Raw genomic sequence first — 22,784 nt, 5'->3', positions numbered from 1 at the left:
GTTGACATCACCGGTGGAATCAATTAGCGTCTCTGAATGCTCCAAATCCGGGCATCGGTCGTTCCCCCGAGACGAATTGGTTTTCCCATTGACTTCAGAATCTGCATCCCTGCCCAACCTTCCCGGCCACACCGAACACCACGACATCACGAATCTGGTCGGCGAATACCGCCAGCGCCAGCTCAATCTCTTCCGTGAGCGCCAGCTGGAACTCGAGCCCGACGAGCAGATCTCTGCGCACCTTCCCACGCACTAGCCACTGCGCCCGAGCCACTGCGCAGACTCGCCCCACATCAAATCTGCTGGATCGGCATCGCGTTGCTCGCAACTCTTCCATAGTGCCTCGCCGTGACCGCACCGGCCCCTGAGTGAGTCCTCATCGCTCCGCGGCGTCGCGCGCACACGATCGGGTCCGACGGCACCGCGTGCACGCGGGTCATCACCGGCGAGGCGGCGAGTGCCCTGGTCAAGGCCCGAGCCGCACGAGTCATGCGGCGCCTCCAGCGATCACCGTTTGGTATCCGGCAGATGGTGTGGCCAACTCAGGAGATCCGCTCGGGGCATGCCGGGCATCCGCGCTGGTTCCGCACTAGTCTGCGGCGGCTGGCGGACCCAGGCGGCGGATGTCCTGAGTTGGCCACACGCGCGGGCTCAGCCGGGCCTGACCGACGTAAGCGTTCGGGGCGCCAGAATCGCCGTCGACTCCGTTCGGGCTGAGTGGCTCCAGGGCCTCGGACTCGGAAAACCGGGCGGTTGGAACGCGGTTTCATACCGCGTCGAGGGCCGGGTCAGGTCAGGGCCCGGTCGGGTCAGAGCCCGGTCAGGTCAGAGCCCGGTCAGGTCAGAGCCCGGTCAGGTCAACCTCGGTGAACTCACCGCTCAGGCGGCGCGCTCGGCGACCGGCCGGCCCGATCCGGGGGCATCCGGGGCAGTCGTGGCGTTCGCGTTCGTCACGGCCACCTCCACGGCAGCCTCCCCTACGGCGGCCGCCGTGATCCGGTTGGCCATGCCGGTGAAGATGACGCCGTGGAAGGGCAGGATCGCGAACCAGTACAGCCGACCGCCCAGTCCCCGCGGGAAGAAGACGGCGCGCTGACGGTACACGGAGCCGCCGCCCGGCGCCGGATCCGCCGTCATCTCCAGCCACGCCCGGCCGGGAACGCGCATCTCGGCACGGAGACGCAGGAACCGGCCGGTGTCAATGCGTTCGACCCGCCAGAAGTCCAGCACGTCGCCCGTATGCAGGTGGTCGGGGTTACGACGGCCGCGGCGCAGGCCGACCCCGCCGACGAGCTTGTCCATCCAGCCGCGGATGGCCCAGGCCAGCGGGAATGAGTACCAGCCGTTGTCACCGCCGATGCTCTCGATCACGCGCCACAGGGCTTCCGGCTTCGCGGCGGTGTGCTTTTCCTTGAGGTCGGTGTAGACGAGGTGCCCGGCCCATTCGGGGTCGCTGGGCAGCGGGTTGCTCGACGCGCCCGCGATCGACGCGTTCCGCCAGCTGGTCTCGACGTCGCCGTCGCGCATGCGACCGAGAGCCAGGCGCACGGCGGTGCGATACCCGGTGAGGCCCTCTTTCGGTTGGGGAATGTACTGGTCGATGTCGCGCTCGTGCACCACACAGTCGTTTTGCAGACTTGCGATGATGGGCACGGCCAGGCTGCGCGGGATGGGCGTGACCAAATTGACCCACTGCGATGCGAGCCAGGGCGTGAACACGGGCAGGGACGCGATGGGGCGCTGGCGCAGGCCGGCCTCGAGGGCATACCCGTTCATCATCTGGCCGTAACGCAGCACGTCGGGGCCGCCGATGTCGAAGGTGCGGTTGACGTCGGCGGGGAGCTCCGCCGACGCGACGAGGTAGTAGAGCACGTCACGCACGGCGATCGGCTGGATCTTGTTGCGCACCCACTGCGGCGCCGGCATGTACGGCAAAACGTCGGTCAGGTGCCGGATCATCTCGAACGACGTGGAGCCGGACCCGATGACCACCCCGGCCTGGAGGGCTGCTGTCGGCACACCGGACTCCACCAGAATGCGGCCGACCTCTGCCCGGGAGCGCAGGTGCTGGGACAGCTCCTCGGTGTCCGGGTGCAGCCCGCCCAGGTAGACGATGCGGGAGACGCCGGCCGCGGCGGCGGCCGTAGCCACATTCGTGGCCGCGAGGCGTTCCGTGCTCTCGAAGTCGCCGCGGGTGCCCATCGAGTGCACCAGGTAATAGAGCACATCAACCCCGATGACGGCGGATCGCACACTGGCCAGGTCCCCGAGGTCACCCTCGGCGACCTCCACCTGTTCGACCCACGGGACATCTTTCAGCTTCTGGGGTGTGCGCACGAGCACGCGCACGGCGTAGCCGGCTTCCAGCAGCAGGGGAACGAGCCGGCCGCCGATATACCCGGTAGCGCCGGTCACAAGTACACGTCGTTGCGTCGTCATAGCGAAAGCCTAGGGGCGGATGCTGGACTGACGCCGAGGATCGGGCAAACAGCCGCGCCGTGCCGAGCTGCGGCTGTGGGCCAGGGCTGTGGATGACTCGCGCGGGCGCGCGCAGAGTGCGGCATCATCGCCGAATGACACTCCGACTCGATCCCCGGTATCCGGTCGTCTGGCGCTCGCCCGACATCATCCAGGTCGGCGTCGACCACCCGTTGGTCGTGATCACCGCCCTGAGCCCGGGACTCGAGCGGGTGCTCGCGGCCCTGTTCGTGGGGGTGCCCCGCTCCGGAGCACTGATGATCGGGCGGGAGGGCGGGGCCTCCGACGAGGCCATCCTGGCGCTGCTCCGCGCCCTGCGGCCGGCTCTTCTGGTCACCGCCGAGAATGTTCCGGGCCCGGCCCGGATGCCCGAACCGGTCGCCGTGGCACCGCCGCCCAGAATCTGCGTCGACGGGTGCGGGCTCACGGCGGACCTGATCCGCACCCTGATCGGCACCCTGGGTCTGACCCTGGCCAAGACCGACAACCCCGGCACCGGGCTGGCCGTGGTCCTGGGTCACTACGCCCTGGAACCGGAGCGGCACGGGCGCTGGCTGCGCCGGGACATCCCGCACCTGCCCGTGGTCTTCAGCGACAGCGAGGTGCGGATCGGACCCCTGGTCGAGCCGGGGGTCGGCCCCTGCCTGTACTGTCTGGAGCTGGCGCACATGGATTCCGACCCGTCGTGGGCCGCCCTGGCCTGCCAGCTGCTCAGCCGCCGGGCACCCACGGAGACCCCGCGGGCCGGCATCGATGTGGCCGCCCTCGTCGCCGGGATCGGCCACGACCGGCTGGTCCTCGGGCGGTCCACCCTCACGGAGACCGCGCTCATCTTCGACGTGGCGTCCGGCACCCTCAAACGTCGTGGCTACCGGCCGCATGAGTCGTGCGGCTGCCGCACCGTTCCCGGGAACGTGACCGCGCTGCCCGGGGCCGGGCGCCCCGTCCGCGACTGAACGGACAGGTCCAGGTCAGACCCGGTCGCAGACCGGGGCCCAGATCAGGCTCGGGCGAGCCGGATGCCCCACTCCAGCCCCACGACCAGGGTCAGGTCGAGCAGCGGCCGGGCTTCGGCCCAACCGCCCTCGCCGTGCAGCAGGTAGTTGCCCTCCACCACCACGAGGCGCCGGCGTTCAGCCGGGCGACCAGCGCCTCCCCCACGGTCGACTTTCCGATCCCGGGGCGCCGGCCAGGCCGACGAGGGTGCGCGAGCCGGCATCCGTCGCCTGCCGGGTGCGTTCGAGTTCGACCGCCCGGACGACCGCGACAACCTCGTCCAGGCTACGGAGCAGGGCCATCAGGTGCTCTCAGCCGACCGGGCGGTCGAGTCGGAGGCCGGGCGCGGAGTCGAAGACGAACCGGGCCCAGAGGCGGTAGCCGCGCGCGCTCGGGTGGAACTCGTCGCTGGCGAAGAAGCCCTCGACGTAGGGCGGCGGGGTCGGGATCGCGACGACCCCGTCGAGACCCTCGACGGCCAGGCGGGCGCCGGTGTCGAGGCTCGCGGCGTGCCGCGCGAGGGTGGCGCGCAGGGGTTCGGGCAGCAGCGCGAAGCGGTCGAAGCGCGGCATCAGCGACACGAGCACGGCCGCCTGCGGCGCCGCGGCCCGCAGGGCGAGCACGATTCGACGCACATCGTTCGTGAAGGCGTTTCGGGAGCGCAGCCCCAGCGCATCGTTCGCGCCGATGGTCAGCAGGGCCAGGTCGAAGGGCACGGCGGCGGCGTCCGTCAGGAAGCGCTCGCGCACGTCCCGGGCCGTGGCGCCGTTCTCACCGATCGCCCGCCACGTGCTGCCGCGGCCCCAGCGCTCGGCCACCTCGTGGGCGATCCAGCCCGGAAGGGCCTCGCTTTGGGTCTCGGCGCCCACGCCGGCGGCGGTCGAGTCGCCGAGCACGAGGATGCGCAGCGGGTCGGGGCCGGGCCGGGAACCGGTCCACGGGAGGGCGGCGTCGGGCAACCGGGGCGTGTCGCGGCGCAGCCGGCGTGCCTGCGTCACCAGCAATGGCGCGTAGGGCACCGCAGCCAGGCGGGTGAACGGAAAAGTGGGCACGCCCCGAGGCTACCCCGCGCCGGTCTCAGGAGCCGCGGGCGCCGATCTCGGACAGGAACCGGGAACGCTCTCTGGGGCTGCGCTGCTGGTGGCCCGCAGCAGACCAGCTCAGGGACAGCCGTTTGCGTGCCCGGGTGATGCCCACGTAGAGCAGCCGGCGTTCCTCGTCGATCTGCTCGAAAGTGCCTGCGTAGCTGATCGGCACGAGTCCCTCGGACAGACCGATCAGGAAGACGGCGTCCCATTCGAGGCCCTTCGCCGAGTGCAGCGTCGCCAGGGTCACCGCGGACACCGTGGGTTCGTGCTGGCCGGCCTGGCGCTCCATCAGCTCGTCGGTGAACTGGCGGAATGTGGTCTCCGGGGCTGCCTGGTCGACGAGGCCCATGATCGCGTTAAGCGACTCCCACCGGTCGCGCACCGCGCCCTGGGCCTCCGGCGCACTCTGGCTCCAGCCGAGGGAGCGCAGCACGTCACTGACGGATTTGAACAGCGGTTCGCCGATGATCGAGACGGATGCCGCGCGCAGCTGCATCACCGCCTGCTTGACCTCGGCCAGGTCGAAGAAGCGCTTCGACCCGCGGATCTGGTAGCTCACCCCGACGTCGCCGAGGGCAGTTTCGAGGAAGGCGGCTTGCACGTTCACCCGGAACAGCACGGCGATGTCCTCCGGGCGGGTGCCGCCCTCGATCAGCTCGACGATGTTCTGGGCGACGCCGCGGGCCTCGGCCATGTCGTTCGGGTATTCGCGCACACCCGGCTCGGTGCCGATTTCGCTGGCGTGGGCGCGCAGGGTGAGGGCGCCGGTCCGCCCGCGCATGAGCTGGTTGGCCGTGGCGACGATCGACCCCGTCGACCGGTAGTTCTGCTCGAGGCGCACGACGGTGGCGTCCTCCCACCGCTTGGGGAAGTCGAGCAGGTAGTCGCTGCGGGCGCCCGCGAAGGAGTAGATGGTCTGGCTGGCGTCCCCGACGACGCAGAGGTCGCGGCGCTGGCCCAGCCAGAGCGAGAGCAGGTCGTGCTGAAGCGGGGAGACGTCCTGGTATTCGTCGACGACGAAGAAACGGTACTGCTCGCGCACCTGTAGGGCGACGGATGGCTCGGCCTCGATCATCCCGGCCATCGCCAGGAGCACATCCTCGAAGTCGATCTGCTTGCGGTCGTCCTTGAGGCGCTCGTAGGACTCCATCATGGCCAGCACCTGGTCCACGTCGAGCCGGCCGGGCAGGCTGCGCTTGGCGATGCCGGCCCCATACGCCTCAATGCCGATTCCGGAGGTCTTTCGCCACTCGATCTCCGCGGCCAGGTCGCGCAGGGTGGCCGTGTCCAGCTTGAGCTTCAGGGTTTCGGCGGCGTGCCCGAGCAGACGGCCCTTGCCGTCGAGGATGCGGGGCGCCTGGCCGCCGACGACGTGCGGCCAGAAATAGTTCAGCTGCGACAGGGCCGCCGAGTGGAACGTGCGGGCGGCGACGCCCCCGGCGCCGAGTTGGCGCAGCCGGCCGCGCAGCTCCGCGGCGGCGCGCGCCGTGAAGGTGAGGGCCATCACCCGGTTCGGCGAGTACGCGCCGGTCATCACGCCGTAGGCGATGCGGTGGGTGATGGCCCGGGTCTTGCCGGTGCCGGCGCCGGCGAGCATGCACACCGGACCCACGAGCGCCTCGGCCGCCACCCGCTGCTGGTCGTCGAGGCCGGCCAGCAGGGAACCGGCGGTCAGCGCCATCCGTGCACCTTGTCGGGGCCGAAGTCGAGGGGTTCGCCGAGCCAGTGCTCGATGATCGCCCGGGCGATCGAGGAACGGCCGGGCAGGATGATGACGTCGCCGGAGGCCCGTAGCTCGTCGCGGCTGAACCAGCGCAGGTCGAGGATCTCCTCCCCGTCGGGGAGCAGGGCCGCCGGAGCCTGGCCGTCGGCGAGCCGGGCCGTGAAGCCGAACATGATCGAGGCCGGGAACGGCCACGGCTGGGAGCCGAGGTAGACCGGGTCGGCCACGCGCAGGCCGGATTCCTCGAACATCTCCCGGATGACGGCCGCCTCGAGCGACTCGCCCGGTTCGACGAAACCGGCCAGGAGCGAGTAGCGGTTGCCCTCCCAGAGGGCGTTCGAGCCGAGCAGGATGCGGTCGTCGGCGTCGGTGATCAGCACGATCACGGCCGGGTCGGTGCGCGGGAACACCTGGCCGCCGCAGTCGGGGCAGCGCCTCGTCCAACCGGCGTTCTCGATCAGGGTGGCCGTGCCGCAGCGCGGGCAGTGGGCGTGGGAGTCGTGCCAGTTCACGACGCCGAGCGTCTCGGTGAACAGTCCCGCGTCGCGGTCGGACAGGGTGGTCGCCACAGGGCGCAGGGACACCCAGAGGGACTCGTCGGGTTCGAGCGCCAGGGCCTCCTCGTCGGTCAGCACGGCCGCGACCAGCGGGGTGCCCACGGGCTCCGGCGCATCTTCGGCCAGGGAACGGCCGAGGTAGAGCCGGAACTCGCCGGCGGGAACTCGGTCGGGAGCCAGCAGGCGCAGTCGGGCGGGGGCGGCGGCCTCCATCAGCGCGGAGCCTCGCCACAGCACGAGCAGGCGCGTGCCGGCATCCGTCTGCAGCGTGTTGAGCAACCCGGGGGTGGCGCGCGCCTCGCCGTCACGGTCGACCGCGTGACGGGAAAGCGGCAGACGGGAGGTGAACGCAAACGACATGGTGCTCCTCGGTCTCGGACAGACTGCCGAAGTTGTGTCGAGGCGTGGCGAACAACCGCGCCGAGGGGAAGTCGACCTAACCTAGAAGTATGGTCAGATCCCCTCTCACTCTAGCCGCGCTGGCCACTGCCGCCGTCCCCGGTCTCGACGTCGTCCAGGTGCGTCTGCACGGCACCGTCGCGCGTTCTCGAGGAGCCAGCGGCGCGTTCGAATCCGCACTGCTGATCGACCGCGACGACCGTGCCCTCATCATCCGGGTCCCCGCCTCGCAGGCCGCCGAAACCGAGCAGTCCGCCGATCTGGTAGCCCTGCGCGCGCTCACCGTCGGCAACCGCAGCCGGCTCCCCTTCGACGTGCCGCAGTTCGTGGGCCAGGCGCCGCTCAGCGGCACCCGGGCCGTCGTCTACGAGTTTTTGGAGGGCGATTCCTTCGACGCGGATGCCCTCACCGGCCACGCGGGCGTGTCCGGTTCGATCGGCCGCGCCATCGCCGCGGTGCACTCACTGCCGACGGCCTTCGTCGGCACCGCCGGGTTGCCTCAGCAGAGCGCTCAGGAATGCCGTACCGGAACCATCACCTTGATCGACCGGGCGGCCACCACCGGCTACCTGCCCGCCGCGATCCTGCGCCGCTGGGAACAGGCCACCGACGACGACGGGCTCTGGCAGTTCGCGCCCTGCGTGGTGCACGGGTCGTTGTCGGCTGACTCGTTCCTGATCACCGACGACTCCGTCTCCGGGGTTCTCGGCTGGTCCGCCCTGAGCGTGGGCGACCCGGCCCGCGACCTGCACTGGCTGCTTTCCTCCCGCGGGGCGGCCGGCGAGACCGCCGTCGCGTCGTACGCGTCGGCCCGCCAGGGCAACGACCCGAGGATCACGCAGCGCGCGATGCTCTACGCCGAGCTGGAGCTGGCCCGCTGGCTGCTGCACGGCACGGACACGCGCAGCCAGGGGATCGTCGACGACGCCGTGGCCATGCTCGACGGTCTGGTGGACAACGTGCACCAGGCTACGTCGCATCCGTTGTCACCGGCCACCGGCCCGATCCTCGATGTTGCCGGGGTGGAGAGCATGCTCAAGTCCACACCGCGCGGCATCCCCCGCCGCGACCTGGGTGGTTCCATGCACACCGACGCCTACAACCTGTCGGAGTTCGGCGGCGAGTTCGAGGACGACGACGAGACCGGCTCCGGTTCGGGTCCAGGCTCGTCGTCATCGTCATCGTCATCGGCCGACGATGCCACCACCGGCGCGCTCGACACCGTGGGCGATACCGCCTTCAGTCGAACGGACGACCAGGCCCGCACCAGGTCCTCCTCGGAGTAGAGCCGGTCGGGGGCGACGATCGTGTCGTCCGCGACGAAGTAGAACACCGCGTCGACGATCTCCGGGTCGATGCCCTTCCAGCGCGCATAGGCGAGCCGGTACAGGGCCAGCTGGGTCTGCTTGAGCTCGAGGTCCGCGGCGTTCGAAGGCGCCCGGCCGGTCTTCCAGTCGACGACCTGGTAGCCCGTCTCGGTGCGGTAGACCGCGTCGAGCTTGCACACGAAGACCTGCCCGGCCAGCACGTGGTGGATCTCGATCTCGACCTCTTCGGGCTGCACCGACGCCCACGGCGAGTGCTCGAAGGTGCGCTGCAGCCGTTCGAGCTGGGCCTGCTCCAGCGGCTGGTTCTGGTCGAGGTCGAGGTCGAGGTCGTCGGGGCCCTGGTCACCGAGGTCCAGTTCGCTCTCGTCCGCGTCGATCAGGTCGCCGCCCGACGCCCCGCCGGCGCGCTGTTCCACCCAGGAGTGGAACAGGGTGCCCAGCCGGGTGGCCCGGTACGGTCGCTCGGGCATGGGGCGGCGCAGGGCGGCGGCCACCCCCACCGGGTCGTCGATGTAGTCCTTGAACCGGGAAGCCGGAATGCGCGTGGGCAGCGGGACGGCGCCCGCGCCGGCGAGGCGCAGCATCCGTTCCTCGAGCAGCAGGGTGACCGCGTGGGACCACCGGGTGTCGCGTTCGCTCTGCGCTTCGGCGCGCACCCGGGCGGCCGCGGCCTCGACGAGGGGCCGCCGCGTGCCGAGCGGGTCGAAGGGCCAGTGCTCGTCGACGCCCTCCCCGGTGTCGGGTTTCTCGTCGTGCTCGCTGCCCTCCGGCAGCGCGGCGATCAGCCCGGCCTCGGCGAGCTCTTCGAGGTACCGACTGGGGGCGCGCACGGTGCTGCCGCCGCCCCAGTACGATCCGGTGAGCAGCAGCTCCTCCTGGGCGCGGGTCGTGGCCACATAGATCAGGCGCCGCTCCTCGTCGTCGTGGCGGGCGGCGAGCTGCTCTTTGTAGGCTTGAAATTCTGTGTCGAACGACAGCTGGGTCTCATGCTCCTGCCAGGCGAGCTCGGGCAGCTCGGCCCGGTCGCCGCGGAACGGGTAGGGCAGCTCGCCGAACTTCAGCCAGCCGGCCCCGTCCCGGGTCTGAGCCGGCAGGCTCTTCTCGGTCAGGTTGGGGATGGCCACATAGTCCCACTCGAGCCCCTTGGCCCCGTGGATGGTGAGCAGTTGCACGGTGCCGCTCTCGCCCGGCTCGATCCGCGGGCCCAGGTCGTCGTGGGCGGCGGCCCTGCCCAGCCAGCGCAGGAAACCGGCGAGGCTGCCGACCTCGTCGCTGGCAAGGAAGGCGGAGACCGTGTCGTGGAAAGCGTAGAGGTTCGCGAGGCCCAGGCCGTTGGCCTCGTTGGCGACGAGTTCCACGTCGAGCAGGAGCTCCTGCTCGATCAGCCGCACGAAGTCCAGCAGCGGCAGGCCGGCCCGCGCGCGCAGCCAGGCCAGCTGGCGGCCGGCGGCCCGCACCCGGGCCCGGCCGGTGTCGCTGAAGCCCGCGAGCTGCCCGTGGGTCTCGGGGGCGGCAGCCACGAAGTCGAGGGCGTCGACGAGCGACGCGCCCTCGTCGACGGCGACGGATGCCCGCATCCTGTCTTTGAGTTCCTGTGTCACCGCCTGCTGGGCCCAGTCGTGTGCCGCCAGCCAGCGCGCCACGGCCGCGAGGTGCTGCAGGTCGCGGGGGCCGACCCGGTAGCGACCGCTGGCGAGCAGTCGCACCAGTTCGCTGCCGGCGGCGGGATCGTGCACGACCCGCAGCACGCAGATGACGTCGGTGACCTCCGGGGTGGAGAGCAGGCCGCCGAGGCCGAGCACGTGGGCGCGGACGCCTTGCTCCCGCAGCACCTCGGCGAAGAACTCCATCTCGCGCCGGGCCCGGAAGAGCATCGCGCCGGACTTGTCGGTGCCGCTGGTGAGGCGCGTGGCGAACCAGTCCGCCACGACCCGGGCCTCGTCGGCGATGGTCTCAAGCATCGACGCCTCGACCCGCCCGTTCGCCTTACCGGCCGGCACCGCGAGGGTGTCGACCTGGATGCCGTCGGGCCGGGCCCGGAGCGCCTCGCTCAGCGGCGCCACCAGCGCGTTCGCGGTGTCGAGCACCGTGACCGGGTTGCGCCAGGTGACGGAGAGGCTCATCGACGGCGACTGGCGGTTGGAGAGTCCGGCGAAGCTCTGCGAGAAACCCAGCAGGTTCGCCGAGCTGGCCCCGCGCCAGCCGTAAATGGACTGGTGCGGGTCACCGACGGCCATCACCGGATGCCGGCTGAAGAGGGTGTGCAGCAGCTCGGTCTGCAGCACCGAGGTGTCCTGGTATTCATCGAGCAGCACCACCCGGTACTGGTCGCGGTAGCGAGCGACGACCTGCAGGGTCTTCTGGCAGACCTGCAGGGCGAGAGCCACCTGGTCGGAGAACTCGATCAGCCCGAGCCGGCGCTTCTCCACTGCGAAGCGTTCGGCGAGCTCGAACAGAACCGGCAGCGGCTCCACCGCCGCGAGTGACTCGGCGACCGAGGCATACGGGATCTTTTTGCGCGGGTTGCCGTAGGGCAGGTCTCGCAGATAGCCGAAGCCGGCGGAGAGGCCGGTCAGGTCGTGCGGCGCGGCCGGAACGCCCGGAACAACAGGCGGGGGGTTCTCGGCGAGGGAACGGCTGAAGGCGAGCACGGCATCCGTCACCGCGTCGAGCTTCTTGCCGAAGGGTACGAGCCGGCTGTCGCCGTGCTCGATCACCACTCGGCGGGCCAGCAGCCAGGCGCTGGTCTCGCTGAGAAGCACCGACTCGGGTTCGCGCCCGAGGAGCAGGGCGTTGTCGGTGAACAGGCGGCTGGCGAACGAGTTGTACGTCGACACCGTGGGCATGTTGAACAGGTCGGAGGAATCTATCGTGACCACCCCCGCCGCGGGCGCCGGCGGCTTCGGCAGCAGCCCCTGCGCGTCGAGCTGGTCGATGCGGTCGCGGATGCGCTCGGACAGTTCGCCGGCGGCCTTGCGGGTGAAGGTGAGGCCGAGGATCTGGTCGGGCCGGGCGTGCCCGTTGGCGAGCAGCCAGAGCACCCGGTTGGCCATGGTCTCGGTCTTGCCGCTGCCGGCCCCAGCCACCACGAGGGTGGGCGTCAACGGCGCCTCGATCACGGCCTGCTGTTCATCCGTGGGGGGGAACATGCCCAGCGTCGCAGCGATCTGGCGGGCCGAGATGGGCGGCGGGGTGACGGACTGGTTCATGAGCTGACCTGCTTGATGACGTGGATTCGGCAGGACCCGTGCGAGCGCGGGTCGAGGCAGTGGGAACTGATTTCGGCGAGGAAGGTGGCGCCGCCCATGCCGGCGGCGTCCCAACCGACCCGGCTGCGGAAGGCCGCAAGCTCCTCAGGGGTGAAGGTGGACTGGGTGGGATTGCGGTAATTCTGCTTGACCGTGCCGCTGGACACGATCAGGAGGCGAGCGCCGGCGAGCGGCATTCCGGCGGGGATGCCCTCGATGGCACCCTCGCTGAACGCGAGCTGGTAGGCGCCGAGCTGCGGATGCAGGGCCACCCCGGCGTCGCTGATCGGGTCGCCGCGGCCCGTCTTCAGGTCGACGATGACCGCCCGCCCATCGCCGAGCCGCTCGACCCGGTCGACCGTGCCGGACAGCACGGCGCCGTCGACGTCGATCTGGAAGGTGCACTCCGCGCTGAGCAGGCTGCCACCGCCGTGTTCGAAGTCGAGCAGGTAGGAGGCGAGCCGGTCGGTCAGCGCGCGCGCCTCGACTTTCTGCACCCGGGACTGCCAGTCGGCGTCGAACTGAAGCTCACCCCAGCGCGCCTCGACGCCCTTCCAGAGCGCGTCGGGGCTATGAGTGGTGGAGTCCTCCATCACCTTGTGGATGATCGTGCCGAGGTTCGCGGCGGTGTTGGACGTGCCGCCGCCGACCTGCCCGATCACCCAGTGCAGCGGGCAGGTCTCGAAGGCCGCCATCCGCGACGGCGAGACGCGCACCGGGGCGTCGCCGGCCTCCGGGTCGTTGAGCGGGCGCACGGTGCTGGGCTCGTTCAGGCCGTACCACTGGTCGGGGGCGGCACCGACCACGTTCTCCCGGGCCAGCCGGGCCAGGGTCGCTGCGGCATCCGTGGCCCGGCTCGCGGCCTCGTCGCCGTGGGCCGCGGTGCCCCGGGTCAAATCCCGGCGGAGCCGGCCCACCAGGCCGCGCAGGGAGAGCGGGTAGCGGCTGATGTCGCCGGGCTCCGGAGCCGTGCGCGGTGCGGGCTTCGGCAGCAGCCGTAAAAAGACCGACGGCTGGTTCTCCTCGTTGTCGATGGCAGTCACCAGCAGTTCGCTGCGGGCGCGGCTGGTCGCCTGGGCGAACATGCGCAGCTCGTCGTGCAGCACGGTGGTGCGGGCGCCGGCCTCCTCCGGGCGCCGGCCGGCGGCGAGCGCGGCCAGGTCGTCGGCTCCGAGCAGCGAACCACGGATGCGCAGGTCGGGCCAGACGTTCTCCTGCACCCCGGCGATGACGACGACGTCGAATTCGCGGCCGATCAGGCCGCTCGGGGTGGACACGATGACCGCGTCGCCCAGCGCGCGCGGGGCGAGGGTGTCTTCGGGCACGTCGGTGTCGACAAGGTGTTCGAGGAACAAAACCGGCGGGGCGGTCGGGGTGCGCTCCACGTAGCGCTGCGCGGCGGAGAAGAGCTCCACCACGGCGTCGAGGTTGTGGTTGGCCTCGTCGGCGACGATGCCCGTGCCGGTGGACTGGTCCTTCCACTCCCGGGCGAGGCCGCTTCGTTGCCAGAGACCCCAGAGCAGTTCCTCGATTGTGGCGCCGGCAGCGTATTCCACGGCGGCCGCCCGAAGGCTCTCCCCGCAGCTGGCGGCCCGGCGGGCCGTGCGGTTGTCGATGGCGGCGAACAGGCCGGGGTCGCCGAGGGCCTCCACCAGGAGCTCGTCGGCGGAGCGGTTCCGGTCACTGCTGAGTTCCTGTTGGCGCAGCGCGGCACGCAGGCGCCGCAGGGTGATCGGGTCGAGGCCGCCGAGCGGGCCGCGGAGCAGCAGGGTCGCCTCCTCGGGCCCCAGGGGTGTGCGGCCCAGGGTCACCTCGAGCGCGAGGATGAAGGCCCGCACGGCGTAATCGTCGCGGAGCGCGGTCTGCGCCGACGACACCTGGGTGGGCACCTCGAGCGCGGCGAGCCCCTTGGACAGGGCGGGCACGAGCGAGCCGCTGCGCACGACGACCGCCATCTGACCCCACGGAATGCCGCCGAGCACGTGCCGCTCCCGCAGCCGGCGGGCGATCACGGCGAGCTGGTCGGCGGGGCTGTCCGCGAGCATGGTCTGCACGGGTTTCGGCTCCCCGGCAGGCTCGGCCTGGTCCGCCTTCCCTCCGGGCTGGACTGCCTGCGCGGCCGGGTCAGCCACGCCGACGGCGAACCGTTGCGTGCCGGCCGAGGCCGCGCCGATGCGGTGCGTGAGACCCCGCACCACCCCGCGGATGGCCGCGTCGTGCCGGTACACCGTGCTGAGAACCAGGGTCGGCAGCACGGCGCCGGACAGGTACGCGCCCAGCCGGCCGAGGGCATCCGGGTGGGCGCCGTGGAAGGAACCGGTGCTGATATCGGGGTCGCCGAACGCAATGACGCCCACGCCGCGCGCCGCGAACTGGGCGAGGAGGGTCAGGTTGGCCTGGGTAAGTTCTTGCGCATCGTCGAGCAGGATCAGGCGCAGGCTGCCGAGCGAGCCGAGCGCCGCGGAACCGGCCGGGGCCCGGGCCACGATGGCCGCGGCGAACTGGGCCAGTTCGGTGGAGTCGTACTGGCCGGGGCGGGACTGGTCTTTCACGTCGTCGTAGCCGCGGATGAACTCGGCCGCGGCCACCCACTCCGGGCGCTGCTCGCTGCGGCCGAGAGCCGCGAGCGCCTCCGGGGTGACGCCGTATTCGACGGCGCGCATCATCAGGTCGCGCAGCTGCGTGCGGAACCCGCGCAGGCTGCGCACGTCGGCGCCGAGGCTGTCGGGCCAGTCCGGTGCGGCGTGCCGCGACTCAGGGTGTGACTCGATGTGCTGCGACCCGCCCTGCGCTTCGGCCTGCTGCGCTTCGGCGTGGTCCTGCCGGTGCCCCTCGAGCAGCTCCGCGATGATCTGGTCTTGTTCGCCGCCGGTGAGCAGGGTGGGAGCCGCGCCTCCCGCCCGGGCCAGGGCATCCCGCACGATCTGGAACGCGACCGAGTTCGCGGTGCGGGCCAGCGGGCCGTTGGTGGGCACGCCGAGGCGCAGCGCAAGCCGGTCACGCAGGGCCGTCGCTCCCGTGCGAGTGGGCACCAGCACAAGCACCTCGCTGGGCGAATACCCGTGGCCCCGCACGCACTCGGCGACGAGTTCGACCAGCGTGGTGGTCTTGCCGGTGCCGGGTGCGCCGATCACGGAGGCGCTGACTCCCGAGGTGTGGCGTCGACCACCGGGCAGGGCAGGCTGCGCTACCAGCGCAAGAACGGCGCGTTGCGAGTCGTCGAGAACGACCGTTTCTTGCTCGGTACGGAGCGGGAGTCCCAGGGTTGTCACGTTTTCAAACGTAACGGGTTGCGCCGACAGTGAACGATGTCGGCCCGGTGCGCGGTTCTGTCGTAATCTGGGCGCTTAGGCAACGAAAGGCGCATCTGGTGGATATCCGCATTGGCATCTTCAATTCTCCCCGTGAGATTGGCTTCGAGACCTCACAGCCCGCGAACGAGGTCGAGGAAACGGTCGCTGCCGCCCTCGCCGGGCAGACCGGGTACCTGAAGCTCTCCGACAGCAAGGGCAAGGTCTACATCGTTCCGACCGTCGGGCTCGCGTACGTGGAGCTGGGCTCCGAGGAGTCCCGCCGCGTCGGCTTCGTCGCCTGACCAACCGTGGAACTGCTCTTCATCGCCCTCGGCGGTGCGGTTCTGGGGATTGCCGCACGGTATGCCATTCCGGGGCGCCGCGCACACGGTGCAGTCCTCGTCCCGGCGATCGGCACCATGGTCGCGTCCGTCGTCTGGGTGGCGCTGAGCTGGCTAGGCGCGCCCTTGGACGGTGGCTGGATCTGGTGGGTCACCCTCGGGGTGACCGCACTGGCATCCGTCGCAGCCGACCTGGCCCTGGTGCGCACGCGCACCGCCGGCGACGAGCGGATGCTGCACACCCTGATGCGCGACGGGCACCCGGCCCGCGCGTGACGAAGGCTCCCCGTGCGGCCGGCGGTCAGGCGGTCAGGCCGAGTCCGTCCATGCGCCGCGTGTGCGCGGCGATGAGCTCAGTGAACACGGGTTCGATCCGGGACTCCGCTGCGGTGATGCCCTCCATCGGCAGAGCCGAGCGGGCGACCAGCAGGGTGTCCCCGACCAGGCGTCGTCCCCACAGGGCCAGGTGCGACCCGAGCGCCGGGGCGGCGCCGATAGCGGCCTTCAGGTGGGTGACGAGAACCTCCGTGCCGGCGTCCTGGCCGAGCAGGTGCGCCACCCGCGGGCCCACATCGCCGGGCAGCCCGTCGGACAGCCGGATGAAGAAGTCGTCGAGCAGTCCCCCGGCGAGATAGCAGCTGAGCAGCAGTTCGTTCCAGTCGGCGCCGGCCGTCTGCTCGCGGAACGCGTCGAGGTGGGGCGCGAACGGGGCCATCACCTCGGACGGCTCACCGCCGCGGCGGCGGATCTCGGCCACGAGCCCCTGGTGCTTGGCGAGGGCCCGGCCGGCGGCGACGCTCAGCGCCTCCTTCGCGGTGAGGTCCGGAGCGATCGCGATGGCCAGGGCGAGGTTCTCGAACATGCCGAGTTGGAAGTATGCCGCCTGGCCGAAGTAGGGCAGCAACTCCGGCGTGAAACCGGCGATGTCCATTTTCGTGGTCGACTGACGTGCCCGCCGCGCCGGTTGCCGGGGTGCCTCCACGCGCTTCTTGCGCCCATCGGTCCACATGATCACAGGCCCAGCTTAGAACAGTGTCGTGCCGCCACCGCGGGTTCCGGCCCATGCTGGGCGAATCGGCGCGTCCGGGTCCGGTATAAGAGACTTCACAGGGCCGCCCGATAGGCTGGGACCACGCCATCGGCATGGATCGATGGCCAGGTGCCCGAAGCAAAAGACGGGCGCATCCCGCTTCCAGCTAATGACAGGCAATAATTCGTGACTTTCTCCGAACTCAACATCGACCAGGACATGGTTCAGGCTCTCGCTGATAAAGGCATCATCGAGCCCTTCCCCATCCAGGTGCAGACCATCCCCCTCGCCCTGAGCGGCCAGGACATCATCGGTCAGGCCAAGACCGGCACCGGCAAGACCCTCGGCTTCGGCCTTCCGATCATTCAGCGACTCGGGCTCGACCCCGCACCCGGCGTGCAGGTACTCGTCGTCGTCCCGACCCGCGAGCTGTGCGTGCAGGTCTCCGAAGACCTCGAGATGGCTTCCAGCAACCGCAACACCAAGGTTGTCTCCATCTACGGCGGCAAGGCGTACGAAGGTCAGATCGAGGCGCTCAAGGCCGGCGCGCAGATCGTCGTCGGCACCCCCGGCCGGCTCCTCGACCTCGCCAGCCAGCGCCTGCTCAGCCTCGCCAACGTAAGCGAGATGGTGCTCGACGAGGCCGACAAGATGCTCGACCTCGGCTTCCTCGCCGACATCGAGAAGCTGTTCTCGCAGACGCCGCCCACCCGCCACACGATGCTGTTCTCGGCCACGATGCCGGGCCCGATCGTCGCCCTGGCGCGCCGGTTCATGAACCGCCCGATCCACATCCGTGCGTCCGACCCCGACGAGGGCCTGATGCAGGCCAACATCGAGCACCTTGTCTACCGCGCACACAACATGGACAAGGACGAGGTGATCGGCCGCATCCTGATGGCCGAGGGCCGCGGCAAGACCGTGATCTTCACCCGCACCAAGCGCGCCGCCGCCAAGCTGGTCGAGGAGCTCGGCGATCGCGGCTTCAACGCCACGGCCGTGCACGGTGACCTCAACCAGGAACAGCGTGAACGCGCCATGGCCTCCTTCAAGGCCGGCAAGAAGGACATTCTGATCGCCACGGATGTCGCCGCGCGCGGCATCGACGTGGACGACGTCACTCACGTGATCAACCACACCATCCCCGAGGACGAGAAGGCCTACCTGCACCGCGTAGGACGCACCGGCCGTGCGGGCAAGACCGGCATTGCGGTCACGTTCGTCGACTGGGACGACATGCACAAGTGGACGCTGATCAACAACGCGCTCGACTTCGGCACGCCGGTTCCGATGGAGACCTACTCGTCGTCGCCGCACCTCTATGCCGACCTGAACATCCCGGCCGGGTCGAAGGGTCGCCTCCGCGCCTCGCCCATCCGGGAGACCGCCGCCTCGGCTGCACGCACGGGTGGCGCAGGCCGTACCGGCGGCGCCGGCCGCTCCGACTCGGGCCGCTCTGACTTCGGCCGTTCCGGCGGGGGCCGCACCGGTGGCGACTCCTCGCGCTCGGGCGCCGGTCGCTCCGGCGCCGGTCACACCGACGCCGCACGCTCGGGCGCGAGCCACTCCGGCGAACTGGCCGGCAGCCGCCCGCCGCGCTCGCGCACCCGGGTCAGCGCGACCACCAACCCGGATGCCCCGGTCATCACCCCGGCCGCCGGCACTCACGACGGCGGCGGCGCCGAGCACCACGACGGCAACAGCGCCCCGCGGCGTCGAAGCCGCACGCGTCGCCACGCCCCGCAGGCCGGCACCCCCAGCTAGGCACCCCCTGCACGGCAGTTTCGGCCGTAAGCGCCTCCGCTTCGGCGGGGGCGCTTTTCGTTTGACTCCGCGGTGGCTCACGATAGGGCTCGCGGCGCATGGTAGACCGCGCGCCCGGTTCCCTAGGGTGGGCGGCGTCAGCCGTAGACGGGCGGCGAGCCCGTTCCCTGTCCGATGATGCGCTCGAGCACCTCGGGCGTCGTCGTGTTCTCGCCCAGGCGGTTCGGCTTGCCCTCGCCGTGGTAGTCGCTGGACCCGGTGACGAAGAGTCCGTACTTCTCGGCGAGCGCGTAGAGGTGGGCCTTCGCCTCGGGCCTGTTCTCACGGTGCTCGAGTTCGAGCCCGAAAAGGCCGGCCTCGGCCAACCGGGCCAGTTTCGCTTCAGGGATGACGTCGACCGCCCCGCGCGTCGCCGGGTGTGCGATGACCGGCACCCCACCGGCCGCGCGCACGAGGGTGATGGCCCGCAGCGGGTCCGGCGCGTAGTGGGGCTGGTAGTAGCCGGCCTCCCAGTGCAGTATTCCCGCGAAGGCCTCGCTCCGCGTGAGCGCGAACCCGCGGGCCACCAGTGCGTCGGCGATATGCGGGCGGCCGACCGTCGCATCCGGCGTGGTCTGTGCGAGCACGTCTTCCCAGGTCAAGGCGTAGTCGACGCCGATGCGCTCCACCATCTGCTCGGCGCGCACCAGCCGGGCCTGCCGCACCCGGGCGGTTTCGGCCACGATGCCGGCGTTGGACGGGTCGAACAGGTACGCGAGCAGGTGCACGCTGGAGAAGCCCACCCGGGTGCTGAATTCCATGCCGGGGATGAGTGTGAGTCCGGCGGTGCGGGCGGCAACACCGGCCTCGGCCCAGCCGGCGGTCGAATCGTGGTCGGTCAGTGCGACCGTGCCCAGGCCGGCCGCGGCGGCGGCCCGCACGAGCTGCGACGGGGTCTCCGTGCCATCCGACACGCTCGAATGCGTGTGCAGGTCGATCGGACCGCGGAATCGTCGAGCACCAAGCATTCCCCCATGTTAGTCGTGCGGCGGACCCGGACCGTCCCGCGGGGTTCCCAGCCGCCGCCATCGCCGACTCGCCCTCGGCCAGAACGCCGACATCGTCACCCTGCCGGAAACCACCGAGGCCACCGGTGAGGCCATCGCCGAAGCCATGCGCGAGGGCGGACGTCCGATGTGGGTACACACCATCGCCTTCGACCAGATCTCCAAGGCCCGCTCCACGACCCTAATGATCAGCTCCGACCTGGGCGACTACACGGTCAGCGACGAGGCCGGACCGGCGACCGGTGCGGGCGCCGTCGGCACCTGGCCGACTTTCGCGCCGGCCCTGCTCGGCTCGCCGATCGACCACGTGTTGGCCACCGCGAACTGGCAGGTGCAGGGCCTGCGCGTGATCGAGGCGGAGGACGGCGCAGGCAGCGATCACCGCCCGATCGTGGCCGCCCTCGCCCCGACCTCCTAGCTCAATGGGACAATGGGCCATGGCCACTTCCAGCGAAACCGCGATCCCTGCTCCCCGATCGAACGAGAACCGCTCCACCACCCCCGGTTCGGCCGGGTTCAAGGCGTACATCTCCAGCGACTGGGCCGAGCGCACCGAAGAGCTACCGCTCGCCCGCGAGCAGGCGCACTTCGCGGCCGCCCGCCGCGAACTCCTTTCCGCAATGCACCCCGGACAGCGTTTGATCATCCCCGCCGGTCGTCTCAAGCAACGCTCCAACGACACCGACTACGCGTTCCGCGCGCACTCGGCCTTTGCGCACCTCACCGGCTGGGGCAGCGACGCCGAGCCCGGCGCCGTGTTGGTGCTCGAACCCACAGAGACCGGCCACGACGCCACCCTCTACTTCCGAGAGCGGGCCGGCCGCGACTCGGACGAGTTCTACGCGAACCCCGATATCGGCGAATTCTGGATCGGCCCACGCCCCGGGGTCGCCCAGGTTGCCGCCGACCTCGGCGTGCCGGTGCGCGGCATCGCCGACCTGGCCCTGGTCATGAACACGATCGACACCGAGAGCCTCGTGCTGCGGGAGGCCGACCCGCTCTTCACCACCGAGGTCGACGAGGCCCGCCTCCGATTCGCGGCGGAGAAGGTGCTCACGACCGACGCCTCCGACTCGCCGTTCAGCCTCGAGATCAACGGCGACCATGCCGCCGACGAGCAGTTCGCCCGCTGCCTGTCGGAGCTGCGCCTGGTCAAGGACTCCTACGAGATCGCCCAGATGCGCCTCGCCGTCGCCGCCACGGCCCGCGGCTTCGAGGACATTATCCGGGACCTGCCCCGCTCGAGCACCCACCACCGCGGCGAACGGCTCGTTGAGGGCGTGTTCAACACCCGGGCCCGGTCCGACGGCAACGCGGTCGGCTACGACACGATCGCCGCGTCCGGCCCTCACGCCTGCATCCTGCACTGGACCCGCAACGATGGCGCCGTCGTGCCCGGCGACCTGATCCTGATCGACGCCGGCGTCGAGGTCGACAGCTACTACACCGCCGACATCACCCGCACCCTCCCGGTGAACGGCACCTTCACCGACGTGCAGCGCCGTGTCTACGACGCCGTGCGCGAGGCAGCGGATGCCGCGTTCGCCATGGCGCGTCCCGGCGCCGTGTTCCGCGACGTGCACGCCGCGGCGATGGCGGTCATCGCGCGCCGCACGGCCGAATGGGGCATGCTGCCCGTCACCGCCGAGGAAGCCCTGCTGCCCGACAACGGCCACCACCGCCGCTATATGGTGCACGGCACCAGCCACCACCTCGGCCTCGACGTGCACGACTGCGCGCAGGCGCGCCGCGAGATGTACATGGACGGCGTGATCGAGCCCGGAATGGTGTTCACGATCGAACCCGGCCTCTACTTTCAGCCCGATGACCTGACGGTGCCTGCGGAGTACCGCGGCATCGGCGTGCGGATCGAAGACGACATCCTGGTCACCGCGGACGGCCCGGAGAACCTGTCGGCCGGCATCCCCCGCACCGTCGAGGAGGTCGAGGCCTGGATCGCCGCCCTCACCACCTAAACCTCGATCCACCGGTCGAGTTGAGGAGTTAGCGGCGCGTTAAACAGAGAATGCCCTTTTGATCAGGAAAAATAAGGCTTACCACGGCGTTTATTCACCACATCAAGAGGACATCTCGTAGATGCAATCGTTCCATAGATCCACGTCCCTGTCAGCGATCTTCGACGACACCAATCTCGTGTCGGCTGCCGGGCTCATTCCGGCGATGGCCTTGGCGGTCTCGACGGGTCTGGCCGAGCTGGCTAATCGGTGGTTGACGTTGCCCGGCTACTTCGGTGCGAACGCCGGGTTAAAGGTCACCGCTTTGGTCGCGGGGATGCTCGCCGGCGCCGATTCCATCGACGATATGGCCCTGCTCCGGCACGGCGGGATGAAGAAACTCTTCGTCGGCACCTACGCACCCTCCACTCTGGGCTCGTTCCTGCGTGCGTTCACTTTCGGCCACGTCCGCCAGCTCGACGCAGTCGCCAGGCGGTGGCTGGTCAACGTCGCCCAGGTCGCACCGATCGTAGCCGGGATCGATGACTACGCCCTGGTCGATATCGACGACACCATCAAAGAAGTCCACGGTTACAAGAAACAGGGCTCCGGCTACGGATACTCCGGAGTGCGCGGGCTAAACGCGTTGATCGGAATCGTCTCGACTACATCTGCCGCGCCGGTCATCATCGGCGCCCGGCTCCGGAAAGGCGCCGCCGGGTCCCCGCGCGGGGCGGGGAAGTTCGTGGCCGATGTCCTGGCGACCGTGACACGGTTGCGCTCAGGGACCGCGTCCGGGCTGGTGCTGCTGCGCGCCGACAGCGCGTTCTATGGCCATGCTGTGGTCTCGGCCGCGCACCGGGCCGGCGCGAAAGTCTCCATCACCGCCCGCATGGATCCGGCCGTGAAACGCGCTATCGCCACGATCCCTGATGACGCCTGGACGACGATTGATTACACCGACGCGATCCGGGACGAGACCACCGGCACCTGGATTTCCTCCGCCGAGGTCGCCGAGGTGCCGTTCACCGCGTTCAGCTCGAGGAAGATCAGCGAACGAATCACGGGACGCTTGGTCGTGCGGCGGATCCCGGAACTGAACCCGTTCGAAGGCGCCGGACAACCCACCCTCTTCGACACGCACCGGTTCCACGCGTTCTTCACCACCAGCACCCTGGACACCGTCACCGCAGACAAAACCCACCGGCAACACGCGATCATCGAGCAGGTCAACGCCGACCTCAAAGACAGTGCGCTGGCGCACCTGCCCTCCGGGAAATTCACCGCCAACGCCGCCTGGCTGGTGCTGGCCACGATCGCGTTCAACCTCGCCCGCGCCGCCGGCACCATCGCCGGCAGCACCCTCGGCAAGGCACGCACCGGAACCATCCGCCGCAAACTGATTCAGATTCCGGCCCGTATCTCGACCTCGGCCCGGAAACACGTCCTGCATCTCCCGGCCAGCTGGCCCTGGGAAACCGGATGGACAGCCCTGTTCGCGGCGGCCTGCGGCCCGCCACGAACAGCCACCATCTGAC

17 protein-coding genes and 1 pseudogene are annotated in these 22,784 nt (G+C 70.2%); 9 read left to right on the top strand and 9 right to left on the bottom strand.

Translation table 11 applies throughout. From position 1 onward, the window contains the following. Nucleotides 1-88 precede the first annotated feature (88 nt). Nucleotides 89-256, top strand: coding sequence for a hypothetical protein (locus E3O54_RS16165; protein WP_158252085.1), 168 nt, complete (start codon nt 89-91; stop codon nt 254-256). Between the two features lie 623 nt (nt 257-879). Here the strand turns inward: E3O54_RS16165 and E3O54_RS01685 are convergent. Next, nucleotides 880-2,439 (bottom strand): SDR family oxidoreductase, encoded by a 1,560-nt coding sequence (locus E3O54_RS01685; RefSeq protein ID WP_134400806.1) that lies wholly within the window; start codon nt 2,437-2,439, stop codon nt 880-882. A 134-nt stretch (nt 2,440-2,573) separates the two neighbouring features. On the opposite strand from E3O54_RS01685, the gene E3O54_RS01680 reads away from it, so the two are divergent. Beyond that, nucleotides 2,574-3,434: a TOMM precursor leader peptide-binding protein gene (locus tag E3O54_RS01680; RefSeq protein WP_134400805.1), complete on the top strand. Its 861-nt coding sequence runs from the start codon at nt 2,574-2,576 to the stop codon at nt 3,432-3,434. A gap of 177 nt (nt 3,435-3,611) precedes the next feature. Here E3O54_RS01680 and E3O54_RS16160 read toward each other — a convergent pair whose 3' ends face one another. From E3O54_RS16160 to nudC, 4 genes are read right to left on the bottom strand one after another with little or no spacing between them, the layout of a single operon-like run. Continuing rightward, complete coding sequence (locus tag E3O54_RS16160) at nt 3,612-3,776, bottom strand: hypothetical protein (protein WP_158250268.1); 165 nt, start codon at nt 3,774-3,776, stop codon at nt 3,612-3,614. Nucleotides 3,777-3,785: 9 nt separating this feature from the next. Then, the gene (locus E3O54_RS01675) at nt 3,786-4,526 is read right to left on the bottom strand and encodes an SGNH/GDSL hydrolase family protein (RefSeq protein ID WP_104101056.1); all 741 of its coding nucleotides are present in this window, start codon (nt 4,524-4,526) and stop codon (nt 3,786-3,788) included. Between the two features lie 25 nt (nt 4,527-4,551). Continuing rightward, complete coding sequence (locus E3O54_RS01670) at nt 4,552-6,243, bottom strand: ATP-dependent helicase (protein WP_134400804.1); 1,692 nt, start codon at nt 6,241-6,243, stop codon at nt 4,552-4,554. After that, a complete protein-coding gene (gene nudC, locus E3O54_RS01665) occupies nt 6,234-7,202 on the bottom strand; it encodes an NAD(+) diphosphatase (protein WP_134342085.1) in 969 nt (322 codons plus the stop codon). Before nudC ends, E3O54_RS01670 begins: the two co-directional genes overlap by 10 nt. 89 nt (nt 7,203-7,291) lie before the next feature. Here nudC and E3O54_RS16725 point away from each other — a divergent pair. Next, nucleotides 7,292-8,053: pseudogene (locus E3O54_RS16725) on the top strand (phosphotransferase); the annotation flags it as partial. A gap of 284 nt (nt 8,054-8,337) precedes the next feature. Here E3O54_RS16725 and E3O54_RS01655 read toward each other — a convergent pair. Continuing rightward, nucleotides 8,338-11,778, bottom strand: a complete 3,441-nt coding sequence (locus E3O54_RS01655; protein WP_134400802.1) for an ATP-dependent DNA helicase — start codon at nt 11,776-11,778, stop codon at nt 8,338-8,340. Continuing rightward, the gene (locus tag E3O54_RS01650; protein ID WP_134400801.1) at nt 11,775-15,089 is read right to left on the bottom strand and encodes an ATP-dependent DNA helicase; all 3,315 of its coding nucleotides are present in this window, start codon (nt 15,087-15,089) and stop codon (nt 11,775-11,777) included. Before E3O54_RS01650 ends, E3O54_RS01655 begins: the two co-directional genes overlap by 4 nt. Before the next feature lie 98 nt (nt 15,090-15,187). Between E3O54_RS01650 and E3O54_RS01645 the strand changes: the two genes are divergently transcribed. Continuing rightward, complete coding sequence (locus E3O54_RS01645; RefSeq protein WP_104101050.1) at nt 15,188-15,412, top strand: DUF3107 domain-containing protein; 225 nt, start codon at nt 15,188-15,190, stop codon at nt 15,410-15,412. 6 nt (nt 15,413-15,418) lie between these two features. After that, the gene (locus E3O54_RS01640; protein ID WP_104101049.1) at nt 15,419-15,727 is read left to right on the top strand and encodes a hypothetical protein; all 309 of its coding nucleotides are present in this window, start codon (nt 15,419-15,421) and stop codon (nt 15,725-15,727) included. 25 nt (nt 15,728-15,752) lie between these two features. Here the strand turns inward: E3O54_RS01640 and E3O54_RS01635 are convergent, their stop codons facing one another. Further along, a complete protein-coding gene (locus E3O54_RS01635) occupies nt 15,753-16,460 on the bottom strand; it encodes a ferritin-like fold-containing protein (RefSeq protein ID WP_241976719.1) in 708 nt (235 codons plus the stop codon). Between the two features lie 207 nt (nt 16,461-16,667). Here E3O54_RS01635 and E3O54_RS01630 point away from each other — a divergent pair, with 207 nt between their 5' ends. Beyond that, nucleotides 16,668-18,245 carry a DEAD/DEAH box helicase gene (locus tag E3O54_RS01630; RefSeq protein ID WP_104101047.1) on the top strand — a complete coding sequence of 526 codons (1,578 nt, stop codon included), beginning with the start codon at nt 16,668-16,670 and terminating at the stop codon, nt 18,243-18,245. A 137-nt stretch (nt 18,246-18,382) separates the two neighbouring features. Here the strand turns inward: E3O54_RS01630 and E3O54_RS01625 are convergent, their stop codons facing one another. Then, a complete protein-coding gene (locus tag E3O54_RS01625; RefSeq protein ID WP_104101046.1) occupies nt 18,383-19,252 on the bottom strand; it encodes a PHP domain-containing protein in 870 nt (289 codons plus the stop codon). 166 nt (nt 19,253-19,418) lie between these two features. Between E3O54_RS01625 and E3O54_RS01620 the strand changes: the two genes are divergently transcribed. The 3 genes from E3O54_RS01620 to E3O54_RS01610 all read left to right on the top strand — a co-directional run bounded on the left by E3O54_RS01620 (nt 19,419) and on the right by E3O54_RS01610 (nt 22,783). Continuing rightward, a complete protein-coding gene (locus E3O54_RS01620; protein ID WP_134400800.1) occupies nt 19,419-19,709 on the top strand; it encodes an endonuclease/exonuclease/phosphatase family protein in 291 nt (96 codons plus the stop codon). Nucleotides 19,710-19,728: 19 nt separating this feature from the next. Beyond that, a complete protein-coding gene (locus E3O54_RS01615; protein WP_241976712.1) occupies nt 19,729-21,267 on the top strand; it encodes an aminopeptidase P family protein in 1,539 nt (512 codons plus the stop codon). A 121-nt stretch (nt 21,268-21,388) separates the two neighbouring features. Next, the gene (locus tag E3O54_RS01610; RefSeq protein ID WP_134400798.1) at nt 21,389-22,783 is read left to right on the top strand and encodes an IS1380 family transposase; all 1,395 of its coding nucleotides are present in this window, start codon (nt 21,389-21,391) and stop codon (nt 22,781-22,783) included. The last annotated feature ends 1 nt before the right edge of the window (nt 22,784 follow it).

The organism is Cryobacterium sp. TMT2-4, from assembly GCF_004402575.1.
GTDB classification, from domain to species: domain Bacteria; phylum Actinomycetota; class Actinomycetes; order Actinomycetales; family Microbacteriaceae; genus Cryobacterium; species Cryobacterium sandaracinum.
Note: the sequence above shows the minus strand (reverse complement) of the source record. Positions and strands in the feature narration are given on the sequence as shown.

Excerpts from the sequence above, each read along its gene's own strand:
- E3O54_RS01685 (WP_134400806.1), bottom strand. The coding sequence starts at position 2,439 with ATGACGACGCAACGACGTGTACTTGTGACCGGCGCTACCGGGTATATC.
- E3O54_RS01680 (WP_134400805.1), top strand. The coding sequence starts at position 2,574 with ATGACACTCCGACTCGATCCCCGGTATCCGGTCGTCTGGCGCTCGCCC.
- E3O54_RS16160 (WP_158250268.1), bottom strand. The coding sequence starts at position 3,776 with ATGGCCCTGCTCCGTAGCCTGGACGAGGTTGTCGCGGTCGTCCGGGCG.
- E3O54_RS01670 (WP_134400804.1), bottom strand. The coding sequence starts at position 6,243 with ATGGCGCTGACCGCCGGTTCCCTGCTGGCCGGCCTCGACGACCAGCAG.
- nudC (WP_134342085.1), bottom strand. The coding sequence starts at position 7,202 with ATGTCGTTTGCGTTCACCTCCCGTCTGCCGCTTTCCCGTCACGCGGTC.
- E3O54_RS01655 (WP_134400802.1), bottom strand. The coding sequence starts at position 11,778 with ATGAACCAGTCCGTCACCCCGCCGCCCATCTCGGCCCGCCAGATCGCT.
- E3O54_RS01635 (WP_241976719.1), bottom strand. The coding sequence starts at position 16,460 with ATGTGGACCGATGGGCGCAAGAAGCGCGTGGAGGCACCCCGGCAACCG.
- E3O54_RS01625 (WP_104101046.1), bottom strand. The coding sequence starts at position 19,252 with ATGCTTGGTGCTCGACGATTCCGCGGTCCGATCGACCTGCACACGCAT.
- E3O54_RS01620 (WP_134400800.1), top strand. The coding sequence starts at position 19,419 with ATGTGGGTACACACCATCGCCTTCGACCAGATCTCCAAGGCCCGCTCC.
- E3O54_RS01615 (WP_241976712.1), top strand. The coding sequence starts at position 19,729 with ATGGCCACTTCCAGCGAAACCGCGATCCCTGCTCCCCGATCGAACGAG.
- E3O54_RS01610 (WP_134400798.1), top strand. The coding sequence starts at position 21,389 with ATGCAATCGTTCCATAGATCCACGTCCCTGTCAGCGATCTTCGACGAC.